Here is a 23,592-nt window from a genome sequence, read left to right on the forward strand (position 1 = left end):
CCGCCAACACACCCAACGAGATCCGATCGGTCAACCGAACAGCCGACGAATCAACGACACCACCACGAACCTGCACCACGCGAGCCACCCGAAAATAATAGCAGCTTCTTGCTTAAGTTAGTGGCATTGGGCCTCCGACCACTCCAGGGCGGTCGCCGCAGCCTTGACGGTGAGGCGGGCTTGGCCGCGGAGGTCGCGGAGGTGTCGACCGAGTTGCCTGCGGGGGACGGTCGACCCGGTCGTGCCTTCGGTCAATTTCCAGCCTCTCAGATCGGGGAGATGTTTCACCCGATCTGAAAGTATCGGAGCACTCCTGCTGAAATGCAATCTCTGAATGAGCATCCTTTCGGGTGAAAGCCCGATCTGAAAGCTTGCATCCCGAGCACTCACATCCTTGTATTGCGGCGTTCCCACTCACGCAGGAGGAATCCATGGACAGCAACTTCACCGTCAACGCCTGGGCACGGGTCGACGACGGATGTGACATCTCCTTCGCCCCCGACGGAGCCAAGGCCATGTCGCTGCACTTCGGTGGGCGCTTCGAGAGCTTCGAGATCACCTTCGGGATTCAGGGCCTTGAGCGGCTCATCGACGTCGCCACCCAGGCCCGGGCCGAACTGGCCAAGTCGGCCTAGTCGCCCATCAATCCGGTGCGCCAGGCCCAGGCGGCGACTTCCACCCGGTTGCGGGCGCCGATCTTGGTCTGCACCGCGGCCAGGTGGGTCTTCACCGTGGACAGCGACAGGAACAGCTCCTGCCCGATCTCGGTGTTCGTCAGCCCCCTGGCCGCCGCCCGGACGACCTCCGTCTCCCGCTCCGTCAGCGGGTTCGGCCCCTTCGACGGTGCGGCGAAGTGCTTCAGCAGCCGCACCGTGATCTGCGGGGAGACCAGGGCGTCTCCCCGGCTGGCGGCGCGGACCGCCTCCATCAGCAGGGCCGGGCCCGCGTCCTTGAGCAGGAAGCCGCTGGCACCGTTGGTCAACGCCGTGTGCACGTACTCGTCCAGGTCGAACGTGGTCACGACGACGACCTTGAGCGGCTCGGCCACGTCCGGTCCGGCCAGGGTCTTGGTCACCGCCAAGCCGTCCAGGCCGGGCATGCGGATGTCGACCAGGCACACGTCCGGGCGCAGTTCCCGCGCCTTGCGCACCGCCGAGATGCCGTCGGCGACGTCGGCCACCACGGTCATGTCGTCCTGGGTTTCCAGGATCATCCGGAAACCGGCGCGGACCATCTCCTGGTCGTCGGCGATCAGGATGCGGATCACAGGTCCTCCCGGCGCAGGGGGAAACGGGCGTCTACCACCCAGCCTGCCTGTTCGCCCGGTCCCGCCTCGAACCGGCCACCCAACAGGTCTATCCGCTCGCGCATCCCCACGAGCCCGTATCCGCCTGTACCGCACGCCGGTTGGGGGTTTTGTGTTGTCGCGTCGTCGACGACGCGTAGGTGCAGGTCGTCGCCGTCAGTCCTAATCGTGACTTCGACGGACTTCGCGTCGTGGGCGTGCTTACCGATGTTGGTCAGGGCCTCTTGCACTATCCGCAGCACGGACCTTCCTGCTTCGGGCGGTAGCGACGGGGGCAGCTCCACGTCCATCACCACGACCGGGCCGGGGAAGTTCTCGGCGAGGGCCCGCAGGTCGAACGCCAGGTCCATGGTCGCCTGGCCCTCCGCCCCCGCGACCGGCGCGCCGCGCATGCTGCCGACCAGCATCCGCATGGCGGCCAGCGCCTCGATGCCCGCGCCCTCGATCCGGTCCAGCGCCGACACCGCCGCCTGCGGGTTGGTCTCCCCCACCAACCGGGCGGCCTGGGCGGCGACGACGATGCCGGTCACGTGGTGGGCGACCACGTCGTGCAACTCCCTGGCCAGCGCCATCCGCTCGGCCTGCTGCGCGCCGGTCACCGCGACCTGCACGGTCCGGGTGCGTTCGCGGTCCCGCGCCCGGAAGTACTCGCCCGTCGCCGCCGCGACCACCAGTAGGAAGGCGGCGACCAGCAACGCCTCCCGCATGCCCCCCGTCCGGGTCATGGACAGGGTGAACACGTCGATCCCGACGAGCGCGCCGGCACCCCACACCGCCCGCTCCCGGTCGACGTAGCGGACGAGGTAGCAGACCAGCGCCATGTGCGCGGCGACGACGGTGGTCGGCACCGGCAGCGGCGGGGAGTCGCCGTCGGCCAAGCCGAGGGAGACGTGCGCCGCCAAGCCGAAGCCGACGAGCGCCGCGGCGACCACCGCCCACTTCAGCGGGTTCATCGGACCGAGCACCGCGCACACCGCCGTGGCCAGCATGAGCGCCAAGGGGAGCAGGGAAACCACGCCCGTGCCGTAGTAGTCGCTGACGGTGTTCACCAGGTCGAATACCGTCAGCAGGAGCAAGGCACCAGCCATCGGCCACTGCCTGCGGACCAGCTGCCGAATGGCGGGCGGCATTCCCCGGCCCTCGTGGGCGCGCAGGGCGAAGCCCGCGACGACCGCGCACAGCAGCACCAGCAAGCCCATGCTCCCCGAGATGAGCAGCTGCTGCCCCCCCGAATAGCTGGGGTACAGCGTGCGGAAGTTCGCGAGCTCGGTCTGCTGCCGAATCCCCAGGGCGCCGATACCCGCCGCACCCAGCAGGGCCACCAAACCGGAGGCGACCCACCCCCGGCACCGCCACACCACCATGACGACCAGCGAGGCACCCCCGACGACCTCCGGCATGGTCAGGTGATCGATGGTGAACCGGCCGGACGGGACCGCCCCGAGGGCGTGCATCGCGGCCGACCCGGCGATCACCCACGCCGCGCCGACCATCGCACCCCACACCGGCTGGTACAGCGCCAACACCACGCACATGAGCAGCGGTACCGGCACGAAGGCCGTCACCGCGTTCACCTGCCCCAGCGTGAACTGCGCCAAGTCGAACAGGTACGCCGCGGCCACCGCGCCCGCCACCCACAGCCGGGCGGACCTTAGGAGCTCCATGAGCCACAAAAGTAAGACCACGGGCCGATGCCCGCCTCAGTCGTGCGGCGCGTCCGCATCGGCCGATCGGCTGACCCGGCCGCGACCGGGCCCGGCCGAGCGGTGTAGGCGGGAATGGGCCATCGGCCGATTCGCGCGCATCCCCGCTCCGAACATGCTGTGAGCAGGACGAACTACGAGCCTTCGGGGGACGACATGCTGTGGAGCTGGATCGGACTGGGTGTGGTGTTGCTGATGGTGCTGGCCTGGGGGCCGACGATCGTCCCCAAGCGCCGGGCGCGCGGGGTCGTGGCGGGAACGATCACCGCGGCTGAGCACGGGATCGGTGGCGGGAACGATCACCATCGGTGATCATGGAAGGGTCCCCACCTCGACCTAGGGGGTCCTATGCGCCGCATGTGCGCTGTCCTGTCGCTCGCCCTCGTCGCACTGGCCGGGTGCGTGGACGGCAAACCCGGCCCGCCCGGCACTACCGCGCCGACCGGGGGCGCGCCTGCCAGCGCCACCATGCCGCCCGTCTCGTTCCCGGGGACCTCGGCCAAGGCGGCCGCTGTGCCGAACGTGGTCGGCATGAACCACCAGAAGGCCCAGGACGCGATGCAGGCCGCGGGCTTCTACTTCCTCACCGAAGAGGACGCGACCGGCCGGGGCAGGCTGCTGATCAACGACAGCAACTGGGTGGTCGTCGAGCAGGTACCGGCGGCGGGCACCGTGATCCCGCAGTCGGACAAGATCCTGCTGCGGTCGAAGAAGAAGTCCGAGTAGCCCGTGCGCCAAGATGGGCGCGTGACCCTGGAAGAGCTCTCCGCCCGCCAACGCGCGTTCAGCGACGCCCGCGCCTGGGGCCCGTTCCACACCCCGAAGAACCTGGTCATGGCGTTGTCCGGGGAGGTGGGCGAACTGACGGAGCTGTTCCAGTGGCTCACCCCGGACGAGGCAACCGCCGCACCGGACGACCCGGCGACCCGTGCCCGCATCGAGGACGAGCTGGCCGACGTGCTGCTCTACCTCGTCCGGTTGGCCGACGTCCTGGGGGTCGACCTGCTCGCCGCGGGCCACGCCAAGATCGACCGCAATGAGGTCCGCTTCCCGGCGGGCGTGGGAAAGGGGGCGCTGGACAAGGTCGAGCGGGACAGCTGACCGGGTAGCGAGGCGACCGGCGCGGTGCGGTTCCCGCGCCGGTCGTGGCCCGGCCTCCCCCGCTCGGGCCACGACCGGCGGTCTCCCGCCCTCGGGTCTTCTCAGTGACGTCCCGGCGGCACCCCGCGTTGCCTCAGACCCGCGCGACCGTCTTGCGCAGCCGGTTCAGCGCGCGGTGCTGGGCGACGCGGATCGCCTCGGCGGTGGTGCCGACGACGTCGGCGGTCTCCTGGGCGGACATGCCCATGACCACCCGCATGATCAGGATGTCGCGCTGGCGCTGGGTGAGCGTGCGCAGCAGGGCGCCGGTCTGCTCGGCCAGCTCGTGCCGCAGGGTGATCTGCTCCGGGCCGTCGTCCAGGCTCATCGTGTCCGGGGTCTCGGCGATCGGGTCGGACTTGTCGCGCGAGTTGGCGCGGTGCACGTCGGCGATCTTGTGCGCGGCGATGCCGTAGACGAAGGAGAGGAACGGCCTGCCGAGCTGCTGGTAGGTCGGCAGCGCGCGGAACACCGCGACGCACACCTCCTGGGCGACGTCGTCGGCGCTGCTGAACGAGTGCGGCAGCCTGCCCAGCTTGGCGCGGCAGTAGCGCACGACCAGCGGTCGCAGGAAGATCAGCAGTTGCTCGGTGGCGCAGGAGTCGCCCGTGATCGCGGCGGCGACGACGGTGTCGAGGTTGTCGCGGTCCGCGGGGGTCGGCGTGCGGACCCCGTAGGTGGCTTGCTCGGGCACGCTGACCAGCGACGCCTCGAGGGCGGCAAGCTCATCGTCCAGCTCCACCGTGCACAACATCGCGTTCCTCCCGCGCCAGGGCGTTGTCTCTCACCCCTAACAGAGCGCGGTGCCCCGGACGAAATACAGGACGACCGGCCCTATTTTCGGCGCGTTCGTCACGTCTTCGTTACTTTTAGACGGAAAGCGATGAAGCGGTTACCGAGAGGTACGGAAATGCCTACGGCAGCGGCCGGTCGAGCCGGTAGAGGTCGTTCTCGTCCATGATCCGGATGACCTTCGCCGCGTAGTTCGGATCGGTCGCGTACTTGCGCGCCACCGCGGTGACGAAGGCCCGCGGGTCACCGGCCAGCGGGCGCGCCTCGGCGTAGTTCGCGCTGGTGGAGAGCACGCGGCCGTAGTCGCGGAAGGACGCCTGCAGCGAGTCGTAGACCCGGAACAGCGCCTGCACCTGGTGGCAGTCGGGGGTGCATTCGGAGGTCGGGTAGTCGTGGCAGCCGATGGCGATCGGGCCCGGCTTGTCGCCCAGGCACTTGAATCCGAAGAAGTTTCTGTCGTTGACCGCCAACCGGCTTTGCCCCCACGACGACTCCAGGATCGACTGGCCCGCCGTGACCGACGCCGGGACGCGGAACTCCCCGGCCACGGCCCGCGCGATCGGCTCGATGGTCCGCAGGAACTCGCCGTCGGAGGTGCGCAGCGCTTGCTCGTGCACCGCGGCCTGGTCGACCACGGCGGGTCGGGCGCCCGCGGGTTGGGCGGGCAGCAACGCGCAGGCCGCGAGCGCGAGCGCCCCGACCGCATGAACAAGGTGTCGTCTCATGCGATCGAGCGTCAGACGGCCGGGGCGGGCTCGCAATCCGGGGTCACCCGGTCGAGCGACCAGGTCCGGCCGACTAGATCACCAGGCCGGTCTCCTCGACGCAGAGGTCCCAGAGGCGCTTGCGGGCCTCGGGGGTGTCGTGCTGCCAGGGGAGGTAGTGGGTCGGGCGGACGCGGCGGTCGTGCCAGAAGTGGCCGGACGCGCGGGTCGGCTCGTCGGCGGCGGCGAGCCAGACGATGGTGTCGGCGCCCTGGTCGGGGGTGCGCAGGAGCGGGCCCATGATCTTGTTGAAGCCGGGCAGCGACCCGGTGACGCCGGGGGTGTCGGCCCAGCCGGGGTGGGTGCTGTGCACGGTGACGCCGTCGTCGGCGAGGCGGGCGGCCCACTGCTCGGCGAGCACGACCTGCATGCGCTTGGTCCGCGCGTACGCCTTGGCGCCCGCGTACTCGCCCTCGCGGTACTGGGGGTCGTCGCTGCGCAGCTTCGCGGTGTACATGCCGCCGGAGCTGACGAAGACTACCCGGCCACGCGCGGCGGCGAGGGCGGGGCGGAGCAGGCCGGTGAGCAGGAACGGGCCGAGGACGTGCGTGGCCAGGGTGGTCTCGTTGCCCTCGGGCGTCTCCGCGCGCGACGGCGGCAGCGCGCCCGCGTTGTGCACGAGGACGTCGAGGGTGTCCGGGGCGAATCCCTCGGCGAAGGCGCGGACGTCGGCGAGGCTGGAGATGTCGCAACGGTGCACTTCGAGGTGCGCCTGCGGGATCTCGTTGACGATCTCCTGCCGGGCTTGCTCGCCCTTCTCCGTGTTGCGAACGACCAGGTGCACGCTCGCACCGAGCCGGGCCAACCCCGCAACAGCGGCCTTGCCGAGCCCGGAGTTCGCACCGGTGACCAGCGCGGTCTTGCCCGCAAGAGCGCCGGGCGCCGGGTCGGCGGGCCAGAACCGGCTGCGCACCGCGTACCCGATCTTCGAGTAGCCGGGCACCACGGTGCGGTCGAGCACCGTGTCGAGGACCTTCGTGGCAGTGCTCATGCCGGTCAACGCTAGTCGCCGCGGCGGTGGTCGACCGCTTGACAACCGGCCCGGGACCGATCAACCTGGACGACAAGTAACTGTTACTACTAGTTACATGTGAGGCGATCATGGCCCGTGCGCTACGCCCCAAGGACCGCGACCAGGTCGGCGCCCGCCTGCTGGAAGCGTCGGTCCGCAACACCTACGACCCGCACCTGGACATCGACTGGGCGGCGCCGCTGGCGGCGGACAAGGCGTACATGCCGCTGGAGCGGGTGTCGCTGTACGGCACGGCGCTGTGGGAGCGGCTGACGCCTGCGCAGCGGATCGAGCTGTCGAAGCACGAGATCGCCAGCATCGCGAGCGTGGGCCTGTGGTTCGAGATCATCCTGATCCAACTGCTCGTCCGCTACGCCTACGACCTGGACCCGCGCAGCCCGCACGCCCAGTACGCCCTGACCGAGGTCGGCGACGAGACCCGCCACTCGATCATGTTCGCCAAGGCCATCGAACGCTTCGGCGTCCCGAACTACGGCCCGGGAAGACTCCTGCACAACCTGGGCCGCGTCTACAAGACGATCGCGGGCGGGCCGTCGATGTTCGCTTCGGTGCTGGTGGCGGAAGAGGCGACAGACCGGCTACAGCGGTCCACTATGGACGACCCGGAGATGCAACCGCTGATCCGGATGGTGAACCGGATCCACGTGATCGAGGAGGCCCGGCACGTCCGGTACGCGCGGGAAGAGGTGGTCCGCTCGACACCGAAGCTCAACCGCGCGGAACTGGAATGGCACCGCGTTATGACGGCGGCAACCGCCATCGCGGTGATGGACGCCTTGGTACACCCACGGGTCTACCGCTCGGTGGGGATCGACCCGCGCGAAGGACGAGCGGCAGCCTTGGCCAACCCTCACTTCCGCGAAACCAGGCGCTGGATGGTCGAGAAGGTCATCGACTTCCTGACGGAGACCGACATGATCGGCGGCCCGTCCAAACGCCTCTGGCGGCGCGCGGGCTTGCTCCGCAGCTGATGGGCGGCAATTGATCAAGGCGTGCCTCCGACCCCCGATTTCCATTCTACCGGCGGGCACCGACAGGTTCGGCCAAAGATGATCAAGCCTGTGGACAACCGGTTCGGGTGTGGGCACGGTCGCTCGGTTCGTGCGAGATGGCGTGGCCGCGACCTGTCGTGTTGATCGACGCGCACCTCTGGCCCCGGTATCCATGCCAGTGGCGGGTACCGACAGAAGCGGGTGCTGATGATCAAGCCTGTGGACAACTCGACGGGTTGGGCGGGAAGGGTTACGAGACGACCGTGTGGACGGTCAGCTGGTTGCCCGGGGGTGTGCCCGCGCAACCGGTGCCTGCGATCGGGACGAAGGCCGATGCCGTGTCGTGGGGTGGGTAGACGCGCAGGCCTCGGACTTCCGTTGGTTTGCAGACCGCCGGGTCGTAGTTGGCTACGTTGACGAAACCGACGGCCGCCGTGGCGTCTTGGCCTGGGGCCAGGGTGATCGGGCCGCCCTTGGCTCCCTCGCGGAAGGCGGCCGGGCCTACCTGGTGGCCGTCCTCACCTGCCACATAGGACACCCCGGGGAAGCCTTGGATGACGCAGGTTCGTCCACCCTTGTTGGTGAAGACCAGGATTCGGTAGACGGTTCCGGCCGCCGCGTCCCCGTCGCGGAGGGTCAGGGTGAGGTCGTCGACCTTGCAGTACCACTCGGCCGGGCTCTCGTCGCCGCCCCCGGGGGCGGCGCCCTCGGTGGTGGTGGGTGGGGCGGCTGTCGTCGCGGTGGCGCTGACCATCGGAACCGATGGTGGGGGCGTGGCGGATTGCTGCTTGCCACAGCCCGCCACCAGGCACGTCAGCGCCAGCGCGGTCCCGATCCCCAAGCGGTTGGTTGCCCACCTCATGACCACACGATGGGCCACTCTTCCACTGACCGCCACCTGGGCGGGGTTCACAACGGTGAACCGGGCTTGGTAAGAATTGCCGCCCATTCGGGGGTAGTTACCCGCTGAGCGCGGACAGTAGCGTCGCGGCATGGCGGGACCTGCGTCGACACGATTATCGCCCGTCGCTAGCAGGGGGGCGGCGGCTTGAGGGGTTCACCTGATCGACGGCTGGGGTGGCTGCTGTCCTCCAGCGCGCTGTCCAACCTGGGCGACGGCATCGGGAAAACCGCCTTCCCGCTGCTGGGTGCCAGCCTGACGCGCGATCCGGTGCTCATCGGTGGCCTCTCCGCCACCGCGTTCCTCCCCTGGTTGTTGTTCTCCCTGGTCAGCGGCGCCATGTTGGACCGCGTCGACCGGCGTAGAGCGATGTTGCTGGCCAACTCGGCCCGCGCCGCGCTGGTCGGCGCGCTGGCCCTGCTCGTGCTGTTCGACGCGACGACGATCTGGTTGCTCTACGTCATGGCGCTGCTCATCGGCACCGTCGAGACCGTGGCCGACAGCGCGGCGCAGGCGCTGATCCCCGCCGTGGTCTCGCGGTCCGGACTGGAGTCCGCGAACGGGAAGCTCCAGTCCGCCGAGATCGTCGGCCAGACCTTCCTCGGCGGCCCGCTCGGCAGCCTCACCTTCGTCGCGGGCGCGTCGCTGCCCTTCCTGCTCAACTCCGTCGGCTTCGCGCTCGCCGCGCTGTTCCTGCTCGCCATCCGCGGCCAGTACCGGCCCCGGGTCGTCGGGCCCGCCCCGCGGCTGCGCACGCAGCTCGGCGAGGGCCTGGGCTGGGTTCGTCGACGCCCGTTGATGGTCCGGCTGCTCGTCTTCGCCGCCGCGCTGGCCGCGATCTCCGAACTGGCCCAGGCGCTGCTGGTGCTCTACGCGCTGGACGGGCTGCGCCTCAACGAGGCCGCGTTCGGCGTCTTCGCGCTCGTCGGCGGGGTCGGCGGTCTGCTCGGCGCGGCCCTCACCGCGCGGTTGACCAGGGCGATGCCGCGGCGCACGGTGCTGGCGCTGTCAGTCGTCGGCTGCGGCGCCGCGTTCACCGCCATGGGCCTGGTCACCGAACCGATCAGCGCGAGCATCCTGTTCGGCCTCTTCGCCGCCTGCATCGTGGTGCTCAACGTGATCATCGGGGCGCTGCGGCACGCGCTGATCCCCGAGCACCTGTTCGGCCGGGTCCTCGGCGTGTGGCGGACGGCGGTCTGGGGCGCGATCCCGGTCGGCGCGCTGCTCGGCGGCGCGCTCGCCGCCTGGCTGGACGTGCGCGCGGTCTTCCTCGTCTCCGGCGTGCTGCAACTGGGCCTCGCGGGCGCGCTGTGGCTGGTCCTGGGCCACTACCAGCGCGAGATCGCCGCGCTCGACGCCGACGAACCCGAACCGGACGACCCCGAGCCGATCCGGCACGAGCAGGTCATGCCCGCGCCCACCCCGGAACCGACGCGGCCCGAGCCCACCCCGGCCAGGGAACCCGTCGCGGACGAGAGCGCGACAGCCGGGGCATAGCAACGGGGGCGGCACCGAAGCACCGCCCCCGTCGACCAAGCCGCGGACCTACTTGCTGGCCACCTTGCGGTACTTCGACACCGCGAGCGGCGCGAAGATCACCAGCACCCCGATGCACGACAGGATCGCGTACAGCACCGCGTGCTGCGCGGGCCACACGTCCGAGGTCGCGAGCACGCCCGGCCGCTGGTTGCCGAACAGGTCGCGGGCCGCGTCGGCGACCGCGGTGATCGGGTTCCACTCGGCGATGACCTTGAGCGGGCCCGGCATGCTCGACGCCGACACGAACGCCGACGAGATGAAGCTGACCGGGAACATCCAGATGAACCCGGCGCTCTGCGCGACCTGGACGCTGCCGGACACCATGCCGATCCACGCGCCGATCCAGGACATCGCGAAGGAGAACAGCAGCATGATCGCGTACGCGGCGACCGCCTCCAGGAAGCCGCCGCTGATCCGCCAGCCCACGATCAGGCCGCAGATCGACATCACGACCAGCCCTAGCGCGCTCACCACCAGGTCGGAGGTGGTGCGCCCGATCAGCACGGCCGAGCGGGACATGGGCAGCGACCGGAACCGGTCGATGACGCCCTTCTCCAGGTCGGCCGCCATGCCGATGGTGGTGTAGGCGGAGTTGAACGCGACCGTCTGGGCGAAGATGCCGCCCATCAGGAACTGCCGGTACGCGTCCGGGTCGTCGCCGATGCTGTTGCCGAACACGAACGCGAACAGCAGCACGAACATGATCGGCTGGAGGGTGGCGCCGAGCAGCAGGTCCGGCTGGCGGCGCACGTTCATCAGGTTGCGCCAGGTGACCACACTGCTGTCGCGGGCGCCCGCGGTGATGACGCTCATCGGGACTTCGCCTTCCTGCCCTTGCTCTTGCCTTCCGGCTCGGCGGGCTGCTCCTCCTCGGCCGCGTGGCCGGTCAGCGAGAGGAACACGTCGTCGAGGGTGGGGCGGTGCAGCGCGACGTCGAGCACGTTCACGCTCTCCTGGTCGAGCCTGCGCAGCGCCTCCACCAGGGACTTCGGCCCGGTCTCGACCTTGACGTGGACCCGCCGCTGGTGCTCCTCGACGACCGGCTCGTCCGCGCCGACCTCGGCGAGGACGCGGGCCGTGGCGGGCAGCTCGGCCGCCTCCGCGACCACGATGTCCAGCCGCTCGCCGCCGACCTGCGCCTTGAGCTGGTCGGCGCTGCCGTTGGCGATGACCTTGCCGTGGTCGATGACCAGGATCGTGTTGGCCAACTGGTCGGCCTCTTCCAGGTACTGGGTGGTCAGCAGCACGGTGGCGCCGTCGGCGACCAGCTCACCGATGACCTCCCAGGTGTCGAGGCGACCGCGCGGGTCCAGCCCCGTGGTCGGCTCGTCGAGCACGACCACCGCGGGCTCGGCGACCAGCGCGCCCGCGAGGTCGAGCCTGCGGCGCATGCCGCCGGAGTAGGTGCGGGCGGGCCGGTCGGCCGCGTCCTGCAGCCGGAACCGGTTGACCAGCTCCTTCGCCCGGGCGCGGGCGTCGCTGGTGCTCATCCCGTAGAGCCTGCCGACCATGTACAGGTTCTCGTTGGCGGTCAGGTGCTCGTCGACGGCCGCGTACTGCCCGGACAACCCGATCGAGCGACGGACCGCGTCCGGGTCGGCGAGCACGTCGTGGCCCGCCACGAACGCCCGGCCGGAATCCGGTCGCAGCAGCGTGGTCAGGATGCGTACGGTTGTGGTCTTCCCGGCGCCGTTGGGGCCGAGCAGACCGAGGACTGTGCCTGCGGGGATCTCTAGGTCGACTCCGTCGAGGGCGCGGGTGGACCCGAAGGTCTTCACCAGCGCCTCCGCGCGCACGGCGATAGAGGACGCGGGCGGGGGCATGTGCCCTCCCTGGATAGTCCGATTGGGTTACGGGCCAGCAGGGTAGACCCGCGCACTGACAAACGCGGTGCGATTTTCCCACACCGGACATAACCCACAAGGCCGATCACCCCGACCGGGTGGTCACGCCGGGTTCGCTAGAGGTCCACTCCGGTCCACTCCAGGCAGTGCCAGCCCGCGTCCCGGGGCTCCAGCAGCACGTGCCCGGTGTTCGGCAGCAGCTTCGCGCCCGCCAGCCGCGCGCCGACGTTGTCGGCCAGCCACTCGGCGCCCAGCCGGATGATCCCGCCGTGGCTGACCACGACGACCAGCCCGTCGTCGTGCTTGGCGCAGATCTGCTCCAGTGTGGACAGATACCGCGCGCGCAGCTGCTCCCCCGACTCCCCACCGGGCATCGACGCCGCGAGGTCGCCCCGCGTCCACCGGTCGTACACCAGGCCGAAGCGCCGCAACGAGTCCTCGTCCGACAGTCCCTCCAGGTCACCCACCTGCAGCTCGTGGATGCCCTCGACGACCTCGACGGCCAGCCCGTGCCGCCGGGCCACCGGCGCGGCGGTTTCCTGTGCCCGCACGGCGATGCTCGCGTAGACGGCCACCACCCGGTCCCCGGCGAGCCGGTCGGCGAGCGCCGACGCCTGCCGGTGCCCCATCTCGGTCAGCGACGGGCCGGGCGGCCGGGAGTCGAGGGCGTGGCGGAGGTTGGACGGCGTTTCCCCGTGGCGGGTGAGCATCAGGCGCACGGTCATACGTTCTCCCCGCGCGCTATCGCCGTTACCCACGCGGCGGAATCGGCGTAGTCCGAGTCGCGGAAGGGCGATTCCACGGCCGCCGCAACGCCTTCCGCCTTCGGGTACGAGCCGAGGAACAACACGTGTTGACTCCGCCTGCGCAGCGCGGCGAGCGCGTCGGCCACCCGCTGCTCGCCGATGTGGCCATCGAGGTCCAGGTAGAAGCGGTACTCGCCGAAGCGGTCGCGCAGCGGGCGGGACTCGATGCGGGTCAGGTTGAGACCGCGCGTGGCCAGCTCGGCCAGCACCGCCGCGAGTTCACCCGGTCGGTGGGACACCACCAGGATCACCGACGTCCGGTCGGCGCCCGTGGGCGCGGGCGGCGCGGTGGGGCGCGACAGCAGCAGGAACCGGGTGATCGCGTCCGACTCGTCGGCGACGCCGGTGGCCAGCACGTCGAGTTCGTAGTGCCTGCTCGCCACCGGCGCGGTCACGGCGGCGTCGAACTCGCCCTTGACCACGCCCACCGCGGCGGCGGCCGTCGAGGCCGCGACGCGCGGCTCGGCGTTGGGCAGGTTCGCGCGCACCCACCGCTGCACCTGGGCCAACGCGTGCGGGTGACTGGCCACCGTGCGCACGTCCGCGGCAGCGAGGCCGGGGCGGACTAGCACGGAGAACCGGATCGGCAGCAGGTGCTCGGCCAGCGCCACCACCGGCCGGGTGGCTGTGTCCGTGGTCAGCAGGTCGGCGGCCAACGAGTCCATGGTGGCCGACACCGCGCCCTCGATGGAGTTCTCCACCGGCACGCACGCCAGGTCGGTCCTGCCCGCGCGCACCGCGGCCACCGCGTCCGGGATGGTCGGCATCGGCAGCAGGTCCGCGTCGGGCGCCAGCGCCCGGGCGGCTTGCTCGGTGAACGTTCCCTCTGGCCCGAAGTAGGCGATGCTCGGCACCCGACCACAGTACGCAGTGGGCGCGGAACGGGTGTGGCGGTTGCCAAACGGCGGTTACCCGGGTGTCCGACAAGTGCCATGCTGGAACCGTGACCGCGGATTCGGACACCGGGATGGCGGCGGCGCCCCGCCGGGTCGCCGGCGCACTCGAGCTGGTGCTGTGCGCGCGGGAGGAACCGCTGGCCGACGTCTGGGACGAGGTCGCCGCGCAGCGGCCGGACATCCGGGTGCACCGGGGCTCCGTCCTCGACGTGTCCGCCCAGGCGGTGGTGTCGCCCGCCAACTCGTACGGGTACATGCGGGGTGGCATCGACGCCGTCTACGCCCAGCGGTTCCCGGCGGTGGAGCAGCACGTGCGCAGCGCGGTCCTGGCCCTGCACGGCGGCGAGCTGCCGGTGGGCGAGGCGCTGATCGTGCCGACCGGCACCGACGAGCCCGCCTGGCTGATCACCGCGCCGACCATGCGCGAGCCCAGCGAGTCGCTGGCGGCCGAGACCGTGCACCCGTACCTGGCGGCCCGCGCGGTGTTCCGGCTGTGGCGCGACGGCGCGCTGGAGGACGGCACGCCCGTGCGGGCCGTGGTCGGCACCATCGCGACACCCGGGTTGGGCACCGGTGTCGGCGGGGTACCCCCGCAGGTGTGCGGGCGACAGGTGGCGGCGGCCTGGGACGCCGTGTTCGGCGCGGCGTGACGCCCCGCCGCGCGGGCGCCATGTCAAATACGCGCGCACGTCACGTGCGCCACACCTCCAGTCCGTCCGACGGTGCAGTGCGTCACAGCGCTTGACCCACAGGAGCGCCTACGTTGACGCGGGTAGGCCCCACTTCCCAGCGCGAGGAGGCGCACATGGCGCGGGTGCGCGAGCTGAGCCCGTACGTCGAGCTGCGCCGCGAGCAGTGGCGGGAGCTGCGCGAGGCAACACCGCTGCCGCTGACCCTGGAGGAGCTGGTCGCGCTGCGCGGCCTGCGCGACCCGGTCGACCTCGACGAGGTGGTCGACGTCTACCTCCCGCTCTCGCGGCTGATCTCCCTGCAGGTCGCGGCCCGCCAGCGGCTCTACGACGCCACGGTCGAGTTCCTCGGCGAGGACCGCCGCACCGCGCCCAAGGTCCCGTTCGTCATCGGCGTGGCGGGCAGCGTCGCGGTCGGCAAGTCGACGACCGCCCGGCTGCTGCGCCTGCTGCTGGCCCGCTGGCCCGACCACCCGCACGTGGACCTGGTGACCACCGACGGCTTCCTGTTCCCGGCGGCCGAGCTGACCCGCCGGGGTCTGATGAGCCGCAAGGGCTTCCCGGAGAGCTACGACCGGCGCGCGCTGCTGCGGTTCGTCTCCGAGGTGAAGGCGGGCGCGGAGGAGGTGCGGGCGCCGGTCTACTCGCACCTGGCGTACGACATCGTGCCCGGCGAGGAGCAGGTGGTCCGCAAGCCGGACATCCTGATCGTCGAGGGCCTCAACGTGCTGCAACCGGCCGCCCGGCTCGCGGTGTCGGACCTGTTCGACTTCTCCCTCTACGTCGACGCCAACCCCGAGGACATCGAGCGCTGGTACATCGACCGGTTCCTGGCCCTGCGCGGCACGGCCTTCGCGGACCCGGCCTCGCACTTCCACCACTACGCCCGGCTCACCGACGAGCAGGCCCAGGCCGAGGCCCGCACGCTGTGGCGGCAGATCAACGAGCCGAACCTGATCAACAACATCCTGCCGACCCGGCCGCGGGCCACCCTGGTGCTGCGCAAGGGCCCCGACCACCGGATCAGCCGCGTCCGGCTCCGTAAGCTCTGATCCCGTGATCCGCGTGCTGCTCGTCGACGACCACGAGGTGGTCCGGCGGGGCCTGCGCGACCTGCTCGACGGCGAACCCGGCATCGAGGTCACCGCCCAGGCGGGCACCGTCGCGGAGGCGCTGACCAGGGCGACCGCCACCCCGGTCGACGTCGCGGTCGTGGACGTGCGGCTGCCCGACGGCGACGGGGTGTCGCTGTGCCGGTCGCTGCGGTCGCTGGACCCCGCGCCCGCGTGCCTGGTGCTGACCGCCTTCGACGACGAGCAGGCGCTGGTCGAGGCGATCATGGCGGGCGCGGCGGGCTACCTGCTCAAGCAGGTGCGCGGCCAGGACCTGGTCAACGCCGTGCGGGAGGTGGCGGCGGGCCGGTCGCTGCTGGACCCGGTGACCACCGCGCGGGTGCTGGACCGGATGCGCCGCAAGGACGAGCTGGCGTCGTTCTCCGAGCGGGAGCGGGCGGTGCTGGAGCTGGTCGGCGAGGGCATGTCGAACCGGGAGATCGCCGAGCGGCTGTTCCTGGCGGAGAAGACCGTGAAGAACTACGTGACCTCGGTGCTGGCCAAGCTCGGGCTGGAGCGGCGCACGCAGGCGGTAGCGTGGTTCGCCCGCAGGCAGCAGGGGTCAGGCCCGCGGTAGGGGGACCTGCCAGGTCACCGTGGTGCCGCTGCGGGGCGAGGAGCGCACCTCGCAGACACCGCCCACCTGCTCGGCGCGTTCCCGCAGGTTCTTCAGGCCGCGCTGGCTGACGCCCCGCGGGATGCCGCAGCCGTCGTCGGCCACGGTGAGGCGGAGGTTGTGCCGGTCGCGGCGCAGGTGCACGGCGACGCGCAGCGCGCCCGCGTGCCGGACGACGTTGGACAGCGCCTCCCGCAGCGCGGCGCGGAAGTGGTCGGCGATCTCGGGCGGGACGTCGGCGATGTCGTCGGTCAGGTCGACCGACGGCTCGAAGCCGAGCAGCTCGCGCGCCGTGGCGACCTCCGCGCGGACCGACTCGGCGAGGTCCGCTGCGGGCGGCTTCGGGTCGGGGTTGCGCAGCGTGCGGACCACGGAGCGGACGTCGGCGATGGCCGCGTCGAGCTGGTCGACGGCGTCGGCGAGCCGGGTCGCGTCGGCGCGGGCCAGCCGCCGGGAGCGGCGGGACAGCAGGTCGAGCTGCATGCCCGCGGCGTAGAGGCGCTGGACGATGACGTCGTGCAGGTCGCGGGCGATGCGTTCGCGCTCCTCGTAGAGGCCGACGCGTTCGCGCGCGTTGTGCCCCTCGGCGAGGACGAACAGCAGCCCGGCCTGCGCGGCGAACGCGGTGAGCACCTCGACGGTGGCGCTGGTGAACGGCTTCGCGCTGCGCCTGCGGTAGACCGTGAGCGCGCCGAGCCGGGTCTCGCGGGTGCCGAAGGGGGCGGCGGCGAACGGGCCGTAGACGCGTAGTTCGGCGGGGACGTACGGGGCGGTGCGCGGGTCGGTGGTGACGTCGTCGGCCACGATCGGGACGCCGCCGCGCGCGACCCTCGCGGCGGAGGAGCGCGGCGACAGGACCAGGCCGACGGGGTCGGGCTCGCGCGCGCCGTGCGCGGCCTCGACGGTGAGCGACCCGTCCTCGGCGGCGGCCATCAGCAGGCCCAGGTCGGCCTCGGCGAGTTCGGCGGCGGCGCGGACGACGAGGTGCAGCACCGCGTCGGGGTCGTTGCCCGCCAGCGCCGCTGTCGCGATCTCGGTGGACGCAGTGAGGGTGCGCGCCGCAAGAGTGGGGTCCATGGCCTTCATGAAGGTTACGTCCCCACTGCTTGGCGGATAGCGCCCCCGTTCACCTCTAGGACCAGATCGGCTTGCCGGGCCTCTTCGGGGCGATGCGTCACGTGGACCACGATGCGGTCGGACAGCGCTTCCCTAACCGTGGCCAGGACGGCGTTCGCGGTGGGGACGTCCAGATGCGCGGTGGGCTCGTCGAGCAGGACGACGTCGGCGTCGGCGAGCAGGGCGCGGGCGAGCGCGATCCGCTGGCCTTCGCCGCCGGAGACGGCGGTGGCCTGGGCTTCGAGGTCGAACCCGGGCAGCCCGGCCCGGGTCAGCGCGTCCGCGAGGACGGAGTCGTCGGCCTCGGGGGCGGCGAGGCGGAGGTTCTCGCGGACGCTGGTCGAGACGAGCATGGGCTCCTGCGGGCACCAGGCGACGGTCGCGGGACGGGTCAGCGTGCCGCGTTCGGGGCCGAGGAAGCCGAGCAGGAGGGCGACCAGGGTCGACTTGCCGGAACCCGACGGTCCCACGACGGCGACGTGGGTTCCGGGGTCGACGCGCAGGGTGACGTCGGTGAGCGCGGGCTTGCCGGTGCCGGGCCAGCGCACGTCGACGCCGTCGAGACCGATGTGGTCGGTACGCCGCGGTTCGGTGGCGACAGCGGGTTCGGCGCCTTCCAGGGCCAAGACCCGTCCGTGGGCGGCTCGCAGCGCGGCCAGGTGGGTGACCGCCGGTGGCAGCAGCGCCAGCGCCTCGGCCAGGGCGAGTGGGACCAGTGCGACGATCGGGACGAGCACCGGATCGAGGTGGGCTTGCGTGGCGAGGTAAGTGCTCACTACCGCCGCCAGACCCAAGGCGAGCGTGATTAGCGCAAGAGCCGCACCCGCGCCTACCGCCTGCCTCTTAGCGATCCGGGCGAGATCGGTGTCCGCGTCAGCCAGTGCCTTCCGACGCGCGGTGTGCCTACCGAACGCGATGAGGTCCGCTGCGCCTTCCAGGAGGGTCAGGACTCCGGCTGCGATCGTGCGACGTCCGTCGGCCATCGCCGTAGTCGCACGACGCTCGACCGCCGCAGCGACCAATGGCGCCCCGATTCCCGCGACAGCGACCGCGATGGCAAGCACCAACCCGGCGCTGGGAAGCACCACCGCCTGAATGACCACTGCCGCGACACACGCGCCTAGAGCGACCAGCGGCGGCACGATCACGCGCGGGGTCAGGTCTCGGACGGTGTCCACGTCGTCCACCAACCGTCGCAGCCCTTCGCCTCGGCGCAGTCCGAGGGTCCGCGCGGGACCGATCGCCACCAAGGCGTTCCAGAGCCGCACCCGCAGCGCGGTCGCGGTCCGGAAGGCCGCGTCGTGCACGGCGAGCCGTTCGACGTAGCGCAGCGCGGCCCGCCCGAGCCCGAACGTCCGCACGCCGACCACGGCGACGGACAGCGCGAGGATCGGCGGCTGCTGCGCGGCCTTCGCGATCAGCCACGCGGACAACGCGGTCAGCACGACCCCGCAGACCAGCGCGGCCGACCCGAGCGCCGCCCCGGCCAGCAGCCGCGGGGTGACCAGCGTGCGGTTCCGCACCACGGCCTCCGGCGCCCGCACCACCTCGACGACCTCGTCTTCGGCGGCAGGCGCGGCCGTGCCCTCGACCACCCGGTGCGTCGCCATCAGGACGGCGACCCCCTGGTCCGCCACCTTGTGGATGACCCGCGTGACCCGCGCGGCGGTGGCCGGGTCGAGGTGGGCTGTGGGTTCGTCGAGGAGGAGAAGCCGGGTCCCGGGCCGGGCCAGCGCCCGCAGCAGCGCGACCCGCTGCCGCTCCCCGACCGAGAGCTCGTCCACCCGCCGGTCGAGGAAATGCTCGATGCCCAGTTCGCCGGCGAGACCCCCAGGCTCGCCGACGGCCTCACGAACGGTTTCCTCGGCGAAGGCGGGCCGCTGCGGTACCCACGTGACGATTTGTCGCCAAGTCGACATGTCGAGATCGGCCAGCGGCACCCCGTCGACCAGCACGACCCCCGACGCGGGCGCCACGAACCCGAGCAGCACCCCGAACGCGGTCGACTTCCCGCTCCCGCTTGGCGAATCGAGCCGGACGACCTCGCCCGGCCGGACCACCACCGACAGCCCGTCCGGCGCGAACCCCCCGCGCCGCGCGACCCGGAGGTCGGAGATCCGCAGCTCGGCGAACCCCTCGACGGGCCGATCACCCGTCGACACGGGCGCGCTCGGGACCTCGGCGACGCGGCGGACGGCTTCGAGACCGTCCTCGCTGGCGTGGTGCGCGGCACCCGCCGCGCGCAGCGGCAGGTAGCACTCCGGGACCACGATCAGCACGAACAGCCCCACGAACAGCGTGAGGTCGCCCGTGACCAGGCGGAGGCCGATCACCACCGCGACCAGCGCCACCGACAGGGTCGCGACCAGTTCCAGCGCGAACGCCGACGAGAACGCCACCCGGAGCACGCCGAGCGTGCCGCGGCGGTGCGCCTCCGAGACCTTGCGGACGGTCTCCGCCTGCGCCGACGCCCGGCGGAACGCGGTGAGGACCGGCAGCGCGCGGACCAGTTCCAGCAGGTTCCCCGACAACCGCTCGGTCGCGGCGGCGGCCGGTCCCACGCGGTCCTCGGTGTAGCGGCCGATGACGATGGCGAACAGCGGGATCAGCGGCACGGTCAACGCCACCACCAGCGCCGACGGCCAGTCCACCGCCAAGACCACCGCGCCGACCCCCAGCGGCGCGACGGCCGCGGTGACCAGCGCGGGCAGGTACGTGCCGAAGTAGGCGTCCAGCGCGTCGAGCCCCCGGGTCGCCAGCGCGGTCAGCTCCCCCGCGCCCCGCTCGGCGATCCACTCCGGCCCCTGGGCCAGCGCCCGGTCCAGCAGGACACCGCGCAGCTCCTCCTTCGCCCCCGCCGCGGCCCGGGCCGCCACGACCTGCGTCGCCCAGCCCAGCAGCGCGCGGACGAGCACGGCCCCGGTCAGCACCGCCAGCTCGGTGGTCGGCGACCTGCCCGCCGTCAACGCAGCGGCCAGAGCCCACGCCTGCACCACTACGGCAACTGCGGTGAGCACCGCGAGAACACCGCACAGGGCCAGTGCCCGGCGCGCTGACGGGGACAACCCCGGCAACGCGCCGAGCGGGCCCCTCCCGGGACGACTGGCGGGTCGAGACTTCCCAGGAGAGATCTTGGCGGTCACGGCACGTGCACCGGCGGGATGTGCGCCCGGCTGACCCGCTTGCGGAAGACCCAGTACGTCCAGCCCTGGTAGACCAGCACGGCCGGGGTGCCGAACAGCGCCACCCAGCTCATGACCTCCAGCGTGTACGGGCTCGACGCGGTGTCGGCCACGGTCAGCGAATTGGCGGCGTCGATCGTCGACGGCAGCACGTTCGGGTACAGCGCCCCGAACAGCGTCACCACGGTCGCGGCCACGGCCACTCCGAGCGCGGAGAACGCCTGCCCGTCACGCCCGGCGCGCAGCCGCGCCACGGCGGTCGCGGCCGCCACGACCACGACACCCAGCGGCACCCACGTCCACCCCGAACCCTCGCGGAGCTGCACCAGGACCAGCAACGCGGCCAGCGGCAGCAACGCGACCGGCGCCCAGCGGGCGGCGAACCGGCGGGCCCGCTCGCTCAGCTCGCCGTCGGTCTTCAGCGCGGTGAACGCGGCGCCGTGGACCAGGGCGAACCCGGCGACGGCGAGCGCGCCGAGCAGCGTCGGCAGGGTGATCGCGGCGAACGGCGAGCCGACCCGGTTGCCCTCGGCGTCCAGCGGCAGGCCGAGCACGTTCCACGTCAGCACCAGCCCCACGCCGAGCGTCGCGACCCACGACGAGGTCGTGATGACCAGGTCCCAGTTGCGGCGCCACCGGACGCTGTCGACCTTGCCCCGGTACTCGAACGAGACACCGCGGCAGATGAGCGCGACCAGGAACAGCAGCAGCGGCAGGAACGCGGAGCTGAACAGCGAGGCGTACCAACCGGGGAAGGCGGCGAAGGTGGCACCACCGGCGACCAGCAGCCAGACCTCGTTGCCGTCCCACACCGGTCCGATGGTGTTGACCATGACCCGGCGGTCGGTCTCGTCCTCGGACAGCACCGGGAGCAGCATGCCGACACCGAAGTCGAAGCCCTCGAGGAACAGGTAGCCCAGCCACAGCAGGGCGATGATGCAGAACCAGAGATCCGCGAGATCCACTGTGGACTCCCCTAGTACGCGAACGCGAGTCGGTCGTCGGACTTCTCGCCGTCGGGCTTCTCGGGTGGCATGACCCCGGCCACGCCGCCGCGCACGTAGCGGGCGAGGAGGAAGACCTCGAGCACCGCGAGGACGCCGTAGAGCAGGGTCAGCGTGATCAGCGACGTCCACGCCTCACCGGTGGTCAGCGCCGAGACGCCCCGCGCGGTGAACATCCACACCCCGTCCACACCGGACGGGTTGGGCACCACGACGAACGGCTGGCGCCCCATCTCGGTGAAGATCCAGCCGAAGCTGTTGGCCAGGAACGGGGTCGCGATGCCCGCCAGCGCCAACCGCGGGAACCACCTGGTGCGCGGGATGCGCCCGCCGCGGGTCAGCCACAGCACGGCCAGGCCGACCAGCGCGCCGATGGCGCCGAAGCCGATCATCAGCCGGAAGCCCCAGTAGGTCACCGGCAGGTTGGGCACGTAGTCGATCGGCTTGCCCGACAGCTCACCCAACTGGGGGTCGACCGGGTAGTTGGTGCCGTAGCGCTGCTGGTACTCGGTGACCAGGTCCTCGATGCCGCGCACCTCGGTGCTGAAGTCGTTGTGCGCCAGGAAGGACAGCAGCGCGGGCACCGTGATCGACTTGACGTTCTCACAGTCGGGCCTGCTGACGTCGCCGATCGCGAAGATCGAGAACGCGGCGGGCGCCTCGGTGTGGCACAGCGCCTCGGCGGCGGCCATCTTCATCGGCTGCTGCTCGAACATCAGCTTGCCCTGCACGTCACCGGTGATCGCCAACCCGGCGAAGGCCACCGCGCCGACCCAGGCGCCGAACTTCACCGACGCCCGCCACACGGGCGCGTCGTCGTCGCGCCGCCGCCACAGGTGCCAGGCGGCGATGCCGACCAGGAACGCGCCCGCCACGGCGAAGGTGCCGAAGATGGTGTGCGGGATCGCGGCCAGCGCGGTGTTGTTCGTCAGCACCGCCCAGATCGAGGTCAGCCGCGGCTTCCCGTCGACGAACTCGACGCCGACCGGGTGCTGCATCCACGAGTTCGCCGCGAGGATGAAGTACGCCGAGACCATCGTCGCCAGGCTGAACGCCCAGGCGCACGCCAGGTGCACCCGCTTGGGCAGCCGGTCCCAGCCGAAGATCCACAGACCGAGGAAGGTGGACTCGACGAAGAAGGCGACCAGCCCCTCCATCGCCAGCGGCGCGCCGAACACGTCGCCGACGAACCGCGAGTAGGCGCTCCAGGACATGCCGAACTGGAACTCCTGCACGATGCCGGTCACCACGCCCATGGCGAAGTTGATCAGCAACAGCTTGCCCCAGAACTTCGTCATCCGCAGGTACTTCGGGTTCGCCGTGCGCACCCACGCCGTCTGCATCCCGGCGACCAGCAGCGAGAGGCCGATGGTCAGCGGCACCATCAGGAAGTGGTAGACGGTGGTGATGCCGAACTGCCACCTCGCCAGATCTAGTACGTCCACGTGGATGAATATCGTCCTCCGCGCGACCCAGCTAAAGGCGCGCGAGTCCTCTTGAGACGGGACGTAGGTCCCGTGAGCGGCGCCACCCCCGCCTAGTGTTCACCGCATGGGAACCGCCCTGATCGCCCTGGCCGCGGCCTTCGCGCTGGTGCTCGTCGTGGAGCTGCCGGACAAGACGCTGGTCGCCACCCTGATCCTCACGACGCGCTACCGGCCGTGGCCGGTGTTCGTCGGGGTCAGCGCCGCCTTCGCCGTCCAGTGCCTGATCGCCGCGGCCTTCGGCGGCGTGCTGACGCTGCTGCCGGACCGGGTGGTGGCGGGGGTGGTCGCGGCGCTGTTCGCCATCGGCGCCTTCCTGCTGCTCAAGGAGGGTTTCTCGAAGGCGGAGGAGGAGGTCGAGGACGCGGGCCCGACCGCCCCGGTGTCCTTCCGCCGAGTCGCCCTGACCTCCTTCGGCGTGCTGTTCGCCGCCGAGTGGGGCGACGCGTCCCAGATCGCCACGGCCGGGTTGTCGGCCCGGTACGCGGAGCCGTTCTGGGTCGGCCTCGGCGCGTGGCTGGCCCTGGTGTCCGTGGCGGGCATCGCGGTCCTGATCGGCCGCAAGATCGCCGAACGGATCAAGCCGCACCTGATCCAACGCGTCGCGGGCGTCGTCTTCGCGGCGTTTGCCCTGTTCGCGACCTACGAGGCCCTCTTCGGCTGAGCTAGGGTC

Annotated in this window: 25 protein-coding genes; 10 read left to right on the forward strand and 15 right to left on the reverse strand. The window is 71.4% G+C overall.

Features of this window, described 5'->3' with window-relative positions:
* Nucleotides 1-117: 117 nt before the first annotated feature.
* Nucleotides 118-342 (reverse strand): helix-turn-helix domain-containing protein, encoded by a 225-nt coding sequence (locus CLV40_RS41010; protein ID WP_483860558.1) that lies wholly within the window; start codon nucleotides 340-342, stop codon nucleotides 118-120.
* Between the two features lie 89 nt (nucleotides 343-431).
* On the opposite strand from CLV40_RS41010, the gene CLV40_RS35300 reads away from it, so the two are divergent.
* Nucleotides 432-635 carry a hypothetical protein gene (locus CLV40_RS35300; protein WP_104483380.1) on the forward strand — a complete coding sequence of 68 codons (204 nt, stop codon included), beginning with the start codon at nucleotides 432-434 and terminating at the stop codon, nucleotides 633-635.
* Here CLV40_RS35300 and CLV40_RS35305 read toward each other — a convergent pair.
* Both CLV40_RS35305 and CLV40_RS38640 read right to left on the reverse strand, forming a co-directional pair.
* The gene (locus CLV40_RS35305) at nucleotides 632-1,267 is read right to left on the reverse strand and encodes a response regulator (RefSeq protein WP_104483381.1); all 636 of its coding nucleotides are present in this window, start codon (nucleotides 1,265-1,267) and stop codon (nucleotides 632-634) included. The two genes, CLV40_RS35300 and CLV40_RS35305, sit on opposite strands and share 4 nt — an antisense overlap.
* A complete protein-coding gene (locus tag CLV40_RS38640; protein WP_181043947.1) occupies nucleotides 1,264-2,970 on the reverse strand; it encodes a sensor histidine kinase in 1,707 nt (568 codons plus the stop codon). The genes CLV40_RS35305 and CLV40_RS38640 overlap by 4 nt, the downstream gene beginning before the upstream one ends.
* Nucleotides 2,971-3,129: 159 nt before the next feature.
* Here CLV40_RS38640 and CLV40_RS37600 point away from each other — a divergent pair, with 159 nt between their 5' ends.
* From CLV40_RS37600 to CLV40_RS35320, 3 genes are read left to right on the forward strand one after another with little or no spacing between them, the layout of a single operon-like run.
* A complete protein-coding gene (locus CLV40_RS37600) occupies nucleotides 3,130-3,321 on the forward strand; it encodes a hypothetical protein (RefSeq protein ID WP_146108397.1) in 192 nt (63 codons plus the stop codon).
* A 45-nt stretch (nucleotides 3,322-3,366) separates the two neighbouring features.
* A complete protein-coding gene (locus tag CLV40_RS35315; protein WP_245931790.1) occupies nucleotides 3,367-3,735 on the forward strand; it encodes a PASTA domain-containing protein in 369 nt (122 codons plus the stop codon).
* Nucleotides 3,736-3,756: 21 nt separating this feature from the next.
* Entirely contained in the window at nucleotides 3,757-4,110 is a 354-nt protein-coding gene (locus tag CLV40_RS35320) for a nucleotide pyrophosphohydrolase (protein ID WP_104483383.1), read from the forward strand.
* A 133-nt stretch (nucleotides 4,111-4,243) separates the two neighbouring features.
* Here the strand turns inward: CLV40_RS35320 and CLV40_RS35325 are convergent, their stop codons facing one another.
* The 3 genes from CLV40_RS35325 to CLV40_RS35335 form a co-directional block, all read right to left on the reverse strand.
* Nucleotides 4,244-4,903 (reverse strand): sigma-70 family RNA polymerase sigma factor, encoded by a 660-nt coding sequence (locus CLV40_RS35325; protein WP_104483384.1) that lies wholly within the window; start codon nucleotides 4,901-4,903, stop codon nucleotides 4,244-4,246.
* Nucleotides 4,904-5,063: 160 nt separating this feature from the next.
* Entirely contained in the window at nucleotides 5,064-5,666 is a 603-nt protein-coding gene (locus CLV40_RS35330; RefSeq protein WP_104483385.1) for a glucosaminidase domain-containing protein, read from the reverse strand.
* A 73-nt stretch (nucleotides 5,667-5,739) separates the two neighbouring features.
* The gene (locus tag CLV40_RS35335) at nucleotides 5,740-6,696 is read right to left on the reverse strand and encodes an SDR family NAD(P)-dependent oxidoreductase (protein ID WP_104483386.1); all 957 of its coding nucleotides are present in this window, start codon (nucleotides 6,694-6,696) and stop codon (nucleotides 5,740-5,742) included.
* Nucleotides 6,697-6,806: 110 nt separating this feature from the next.
* On the opposite strand from CLV40_RS35335, the gene CLV40_RS35340 reads away from it, so the two are divergent.
* A complete protein-coding gene (locus CLV40_RS35340) occupies nucleotides 6,807-7,709 on the forward strand; it encodes an AurF N-oxygenase family protein (protein WP_104483387.1) in 903 nt (300 codons plus the stop codon).
* Between the two features lie 271 nt (nucleotides 7,710-7,980).
* Here the strand turns inward: CLV40_RS35340 and CLV40_RS35345 are convergent, their stop codons facing one another.
* Nucleotides 7,981-8,592 (reverse strand): DUF4232 domain-containing protein, encoded by a 612-nt coding sequence (locus CLV40_RS35345; RefSeq protein WP_104483425.1) that lies wholly within the window; start codon nucleotides 8,590-8,592, stop codon nucleotides 7,981-7,983.
* A 186-nt stretch (nucleotides 8,593-8,778) separates the two neighbouring features.
* Between CLV40_RS35345 and CLV40_RS35350 the strand changes: the two genes are divergently transcribed.
* Nucleotides 8,779-10,128, forward strand: a complete 1,350-nt coding sequence (locus CLV40_RS35350) for an MFS transporter (RefSeq protein WP_104483388.1) — start codon at nucleotides 8,779-8,781, stop codon at nucleotides 10,126-10,128.
* 48 nt (nucleotides 10,129-10,176) lie between these two features.
* Here the strand turns inward: CLV40_RS35350 and CLV40_RS35355 are convergent, their stop codons facing one another.
* The 4 genes from CLV40_RS35355 to pheA all read right to left on the reverse strand — a co-directional run bounded on the left by CLV40_RS35355 (nucleotide 10,177) and on the right by pheA (nucleotide 13,674).
* On the reverse strand, nucleotides 10,177-10,983 hold the full coding sequence (locus tag CLV40_RS35355; protein ID WP_104483389.1) for an ABC transporter permease: 807 nt from the start codon (nucleotides 10,981-10,983) through the stop codon (nucleotides 10,177-10,179).
* Nucleotides 10,980-11,993, reverse strand: a complete 1,014-nt coding sequence (locus CLV40_RS35360; RefSeq protein WP_181043948.1) for an ATP-binding cassette domain-containing protein — start codon at nucleotides 11,991-11,993, stop codon at nucleotides 10,980-10,982. Before CLV40_RS35360 ends, CLV40_RS35355 begins: the two co-directional genes overlap by 4 nt.
* Nucleotides 11,994-12,130: 137 nt before the next feature.
* Nucleotides 12,131-12,733: a histidine phosphatase family protein gene (locus tag CLV40_RS35365; protein WP_181043950.1), complete on the reverse strand. Its 603-nt coding sequence runs from the start codon at nucleotides 12,731-12,733 to the stop codon at nucleotides 12,131-12,133.
* A gap of 2 nt (nucleotides 12,734-12,735) precedes the next feature.
* Entirely contained in the window at nucleotides 12,736-13,674 is a 939-nt protein-coding gene (gene pheA / locus CLV40_RS35370) for a prephenate dehydratase (protein WP_104483391.1), read from the reverse strand.
* Between the two features lie 89 nt (nucleotides 13,675-13,763).
* Here pheA and CLV40_RS35375 point away from each other — a divergent pair, with 89 nt between their 5' ends.
* From CLV40_RS35375 to CLV40_RS35385, 3 genes are all read left to right on the forward strand, one after another.
* Nucleotides 13,764-14,366 (forward strand): macro domain-containing protein, encoded by a 603-nt coding sequence (locus CLV40_RS35375; protein WP_374065138.1) that lies wholly within the window; start codon nucleotides 13,764-13,766, stop codon nucleotides 14,364-14,366.
* A gap of 155 nt (nucleotides 14,367-14,521) precedes the next feature.
* Nucleotides 14,522-15,457 carry a type I pantothenate kinase gene (gene coaA, locus CLV40_RS35380; RefSeq protein ID WP_104483392.1) on the forward strand — a complete coding sequence of 312 codons (936 nt, stop codon included), beginning with the start codon at nucleotides 14,522-14,524 and terminating at the stop codon, nucleotides 15,455-15,457.
* A gap of 7 nt (nucleotides 15,458-15,464) precedes the next feature.
* A complete protein-coding gene (locus tag CLV40_RS35385) occupies nucleotides 15,465-16,094 on the forward strand; it encodes a response regulator transcription factor (protein ID WP_104483428.1) in 630 nt (209 codons plus the stop codon).
* On the opposite strand, the gene CLV40_RS35390 is transcribed toward CLV40_RS35385, so the two are convergent.
* From CLV40_RS35390 to CLV40_RS35405, 4 genes are read right to left on the reverse strand one after another with little or no spacing between them, the layout of a single operon-like run.
* Entirely contained in the window at nucleotides 16,080-17,210 is a 1,131-nt protein-coding gene (locus tag CLV40_RS35390; protein ID WP_104483429.1) for a GAF domain-containing sensor histidine kinase, read from the reverse strand. The two genes, CLV40_RS35385 and CLV40_RS35390, sit on opposite strands and share 15 nt — an antisense overlap.
* Nucleotides 17,211-17,224: 14 nt before the next feature.
* On the reverse strand, nucleotides 17,225-20,392 hold the full coding sequence (cydC, locus tag CLV40_RS35395; RefSeq protein WP_374065137.1) for a thiol reductant ABC exporter subunit CydC: 3,168 nt from the start codon (nucleotides 20,390-20,392) through the stop codon (nucleotides 17,225-17,227).
* A complete protein-coding gene (gene cydB, locus CLV40_RS35400; protein WP_104483394.1) occupies nucleotides 20,389-21,396 on the reverse strand; it encodes a cytochrome d ubiquinol oxidase subunit II in 1,008 nt (335 codons plus the stop codon). Before cydB ends, cydC begins: the two co-directional genes overlap by 4 nt.
* An 11-nt stretch (nucleotides 21,397-21,407) precedes the next feature.
* Complete coding sequence (locus CLV40_RS35405; RefSeq protein WP_104483395.1) at nucleotides 21,408-22,880, reverse strand: cytochrome ubiquinol oxidase subunit I; 1,473 nt, start codon at nucleotides 22,878-22,880, stop codon at nucleotides 21,408-21,410.
* A 106-nt stretch (nucleotides 22,881-22,986) separates the two neighbouring features.
* Between CLV40_RS35405 and CLV40_RS35410 the strand changes: the two genes are divergently transcribed.
* Nucleotides 22,987-23,583 carry a TMEM165/GDT1 family protein gene (locus CLV40_RS35410; RefSeq protein ID WP_245931791.1) on the forward strand — a complete coding sequence of 199 codons (597 nt, stop codon included), beginning with the start codon at nucleotides 22,987-22,989 and terminating at the stop codon, nucleotides 23,581-23,583.
* Nucleotides 23,584-23,592 lie beyond the last annotated feature (9 nt).

Origin of the sequence: Actinokineospora auranticolor (genome assembly GCF_002934265.1) — a bacterium.
In the GTDB taxonomy this organism is placed as follows: Bacteria; Actinomycetota; Actinomycetes; order Mycobacteriales; family Pseudonocardiaceae; genus Actinokineospora; species Actinokineospora auranticolor.

Coding starts and splice junctions, on each gene's coding strand:
- CLV40_RS35340 (WP_104483387.1), top strand. CDS start 6,807: ATGGCCCGTGCGCTACGCCCCAAGGACCGCGACCAGGTCGGCGCCCGC.
- CLV40_RS41010 (WP_483860558.1), bottom strand. CDS start 342: ATGCTCATTCAGAGATTGCATTTCAGCAGGAGTGCTCCGATACTTTCA.
- coaA (WP_104483392.1), top strand. CDS start 14,522: ATGGCGCGGGTGCGCGAGCTGAGCCCGTACGTCGAGCTGCGCCGCGAG.
- CLV40_RS35315 (WP_245931790.1), top strand. CDS start 3,367: ATGTGCGCTGTCCTGTCGCTCGCCCTCGTCGCACTGGCCGGGTGCGTG.
- CLV40_RS38640 (WP_181043947.1), bottom strand. CDS start 2,970: ATGGAGCTCCTAAGGTCCGCCCGGCTGTGGGTGGCGGGCGCGGTGGCC.
- CLV40_RS35325 (WP_104483384.1), bottom strand. CDS start 4,903: ATGTTGTGCACGGTGGAGCTGGACGATGAGCTTGCCGCCCTCGAGGCG.
- CLV40_RS35300 (WP_104483380.1), top strand. CDS start 432: ATGGACAGCAACTTCACCGTCAACGCCTGGGCACGGGTCGACGACGGA.
- CLV40_RS35410 (WP_245931791.1), top strand. CDS start 22,987: ATGGGAACCGCCCTGATCGCCCTGGCCGCGGCCTTCGCGCTGGTGCTC.
- CLV40_RS35390 (WP_104483429.1), bottom strand. CDS start 17,210: ATGGACCCCACTCTTGCGGCGCGCACCCTCACTGCGTCCACCGAGATC.
- CLV40_RS35335 (WP_104483386.1), bottom strand. CDS start 6,696: ATGAGCACTGCCACGAAGGTCCTCGACACGGTGCTCGACCGCACCGTG.
- CLV40_RS35360 (WP_181043948.1), bottom strand. CDS start 11,993: ATGCCCCCGCCCGCGTCCTCTATCGCCGTGCGCGCGGAGGCGCTGGTG.
- CLV40_RS35345 (WP_104483425.1), bottom strand. CDS start 8,592: ATGAGGTGGGCAACCAACCGCTTGGGGATCGGGACCGCGCTGGCGCTG.
- CLV40_RS35355 (WP_104483389.1), bottom strand. CDS start 10,983: ATGAGCGTCATCACCGCGGGCGCCCGCGACAGCAGTGTGGTCACCTGG.
- CLV40_RS35330 (WP_104483385.1), bottom strand. CDS start 5,666: ATGAGACGACACCTTGTTCATGCGGTCGGGGCGCTCGCGCTCGCGGCC.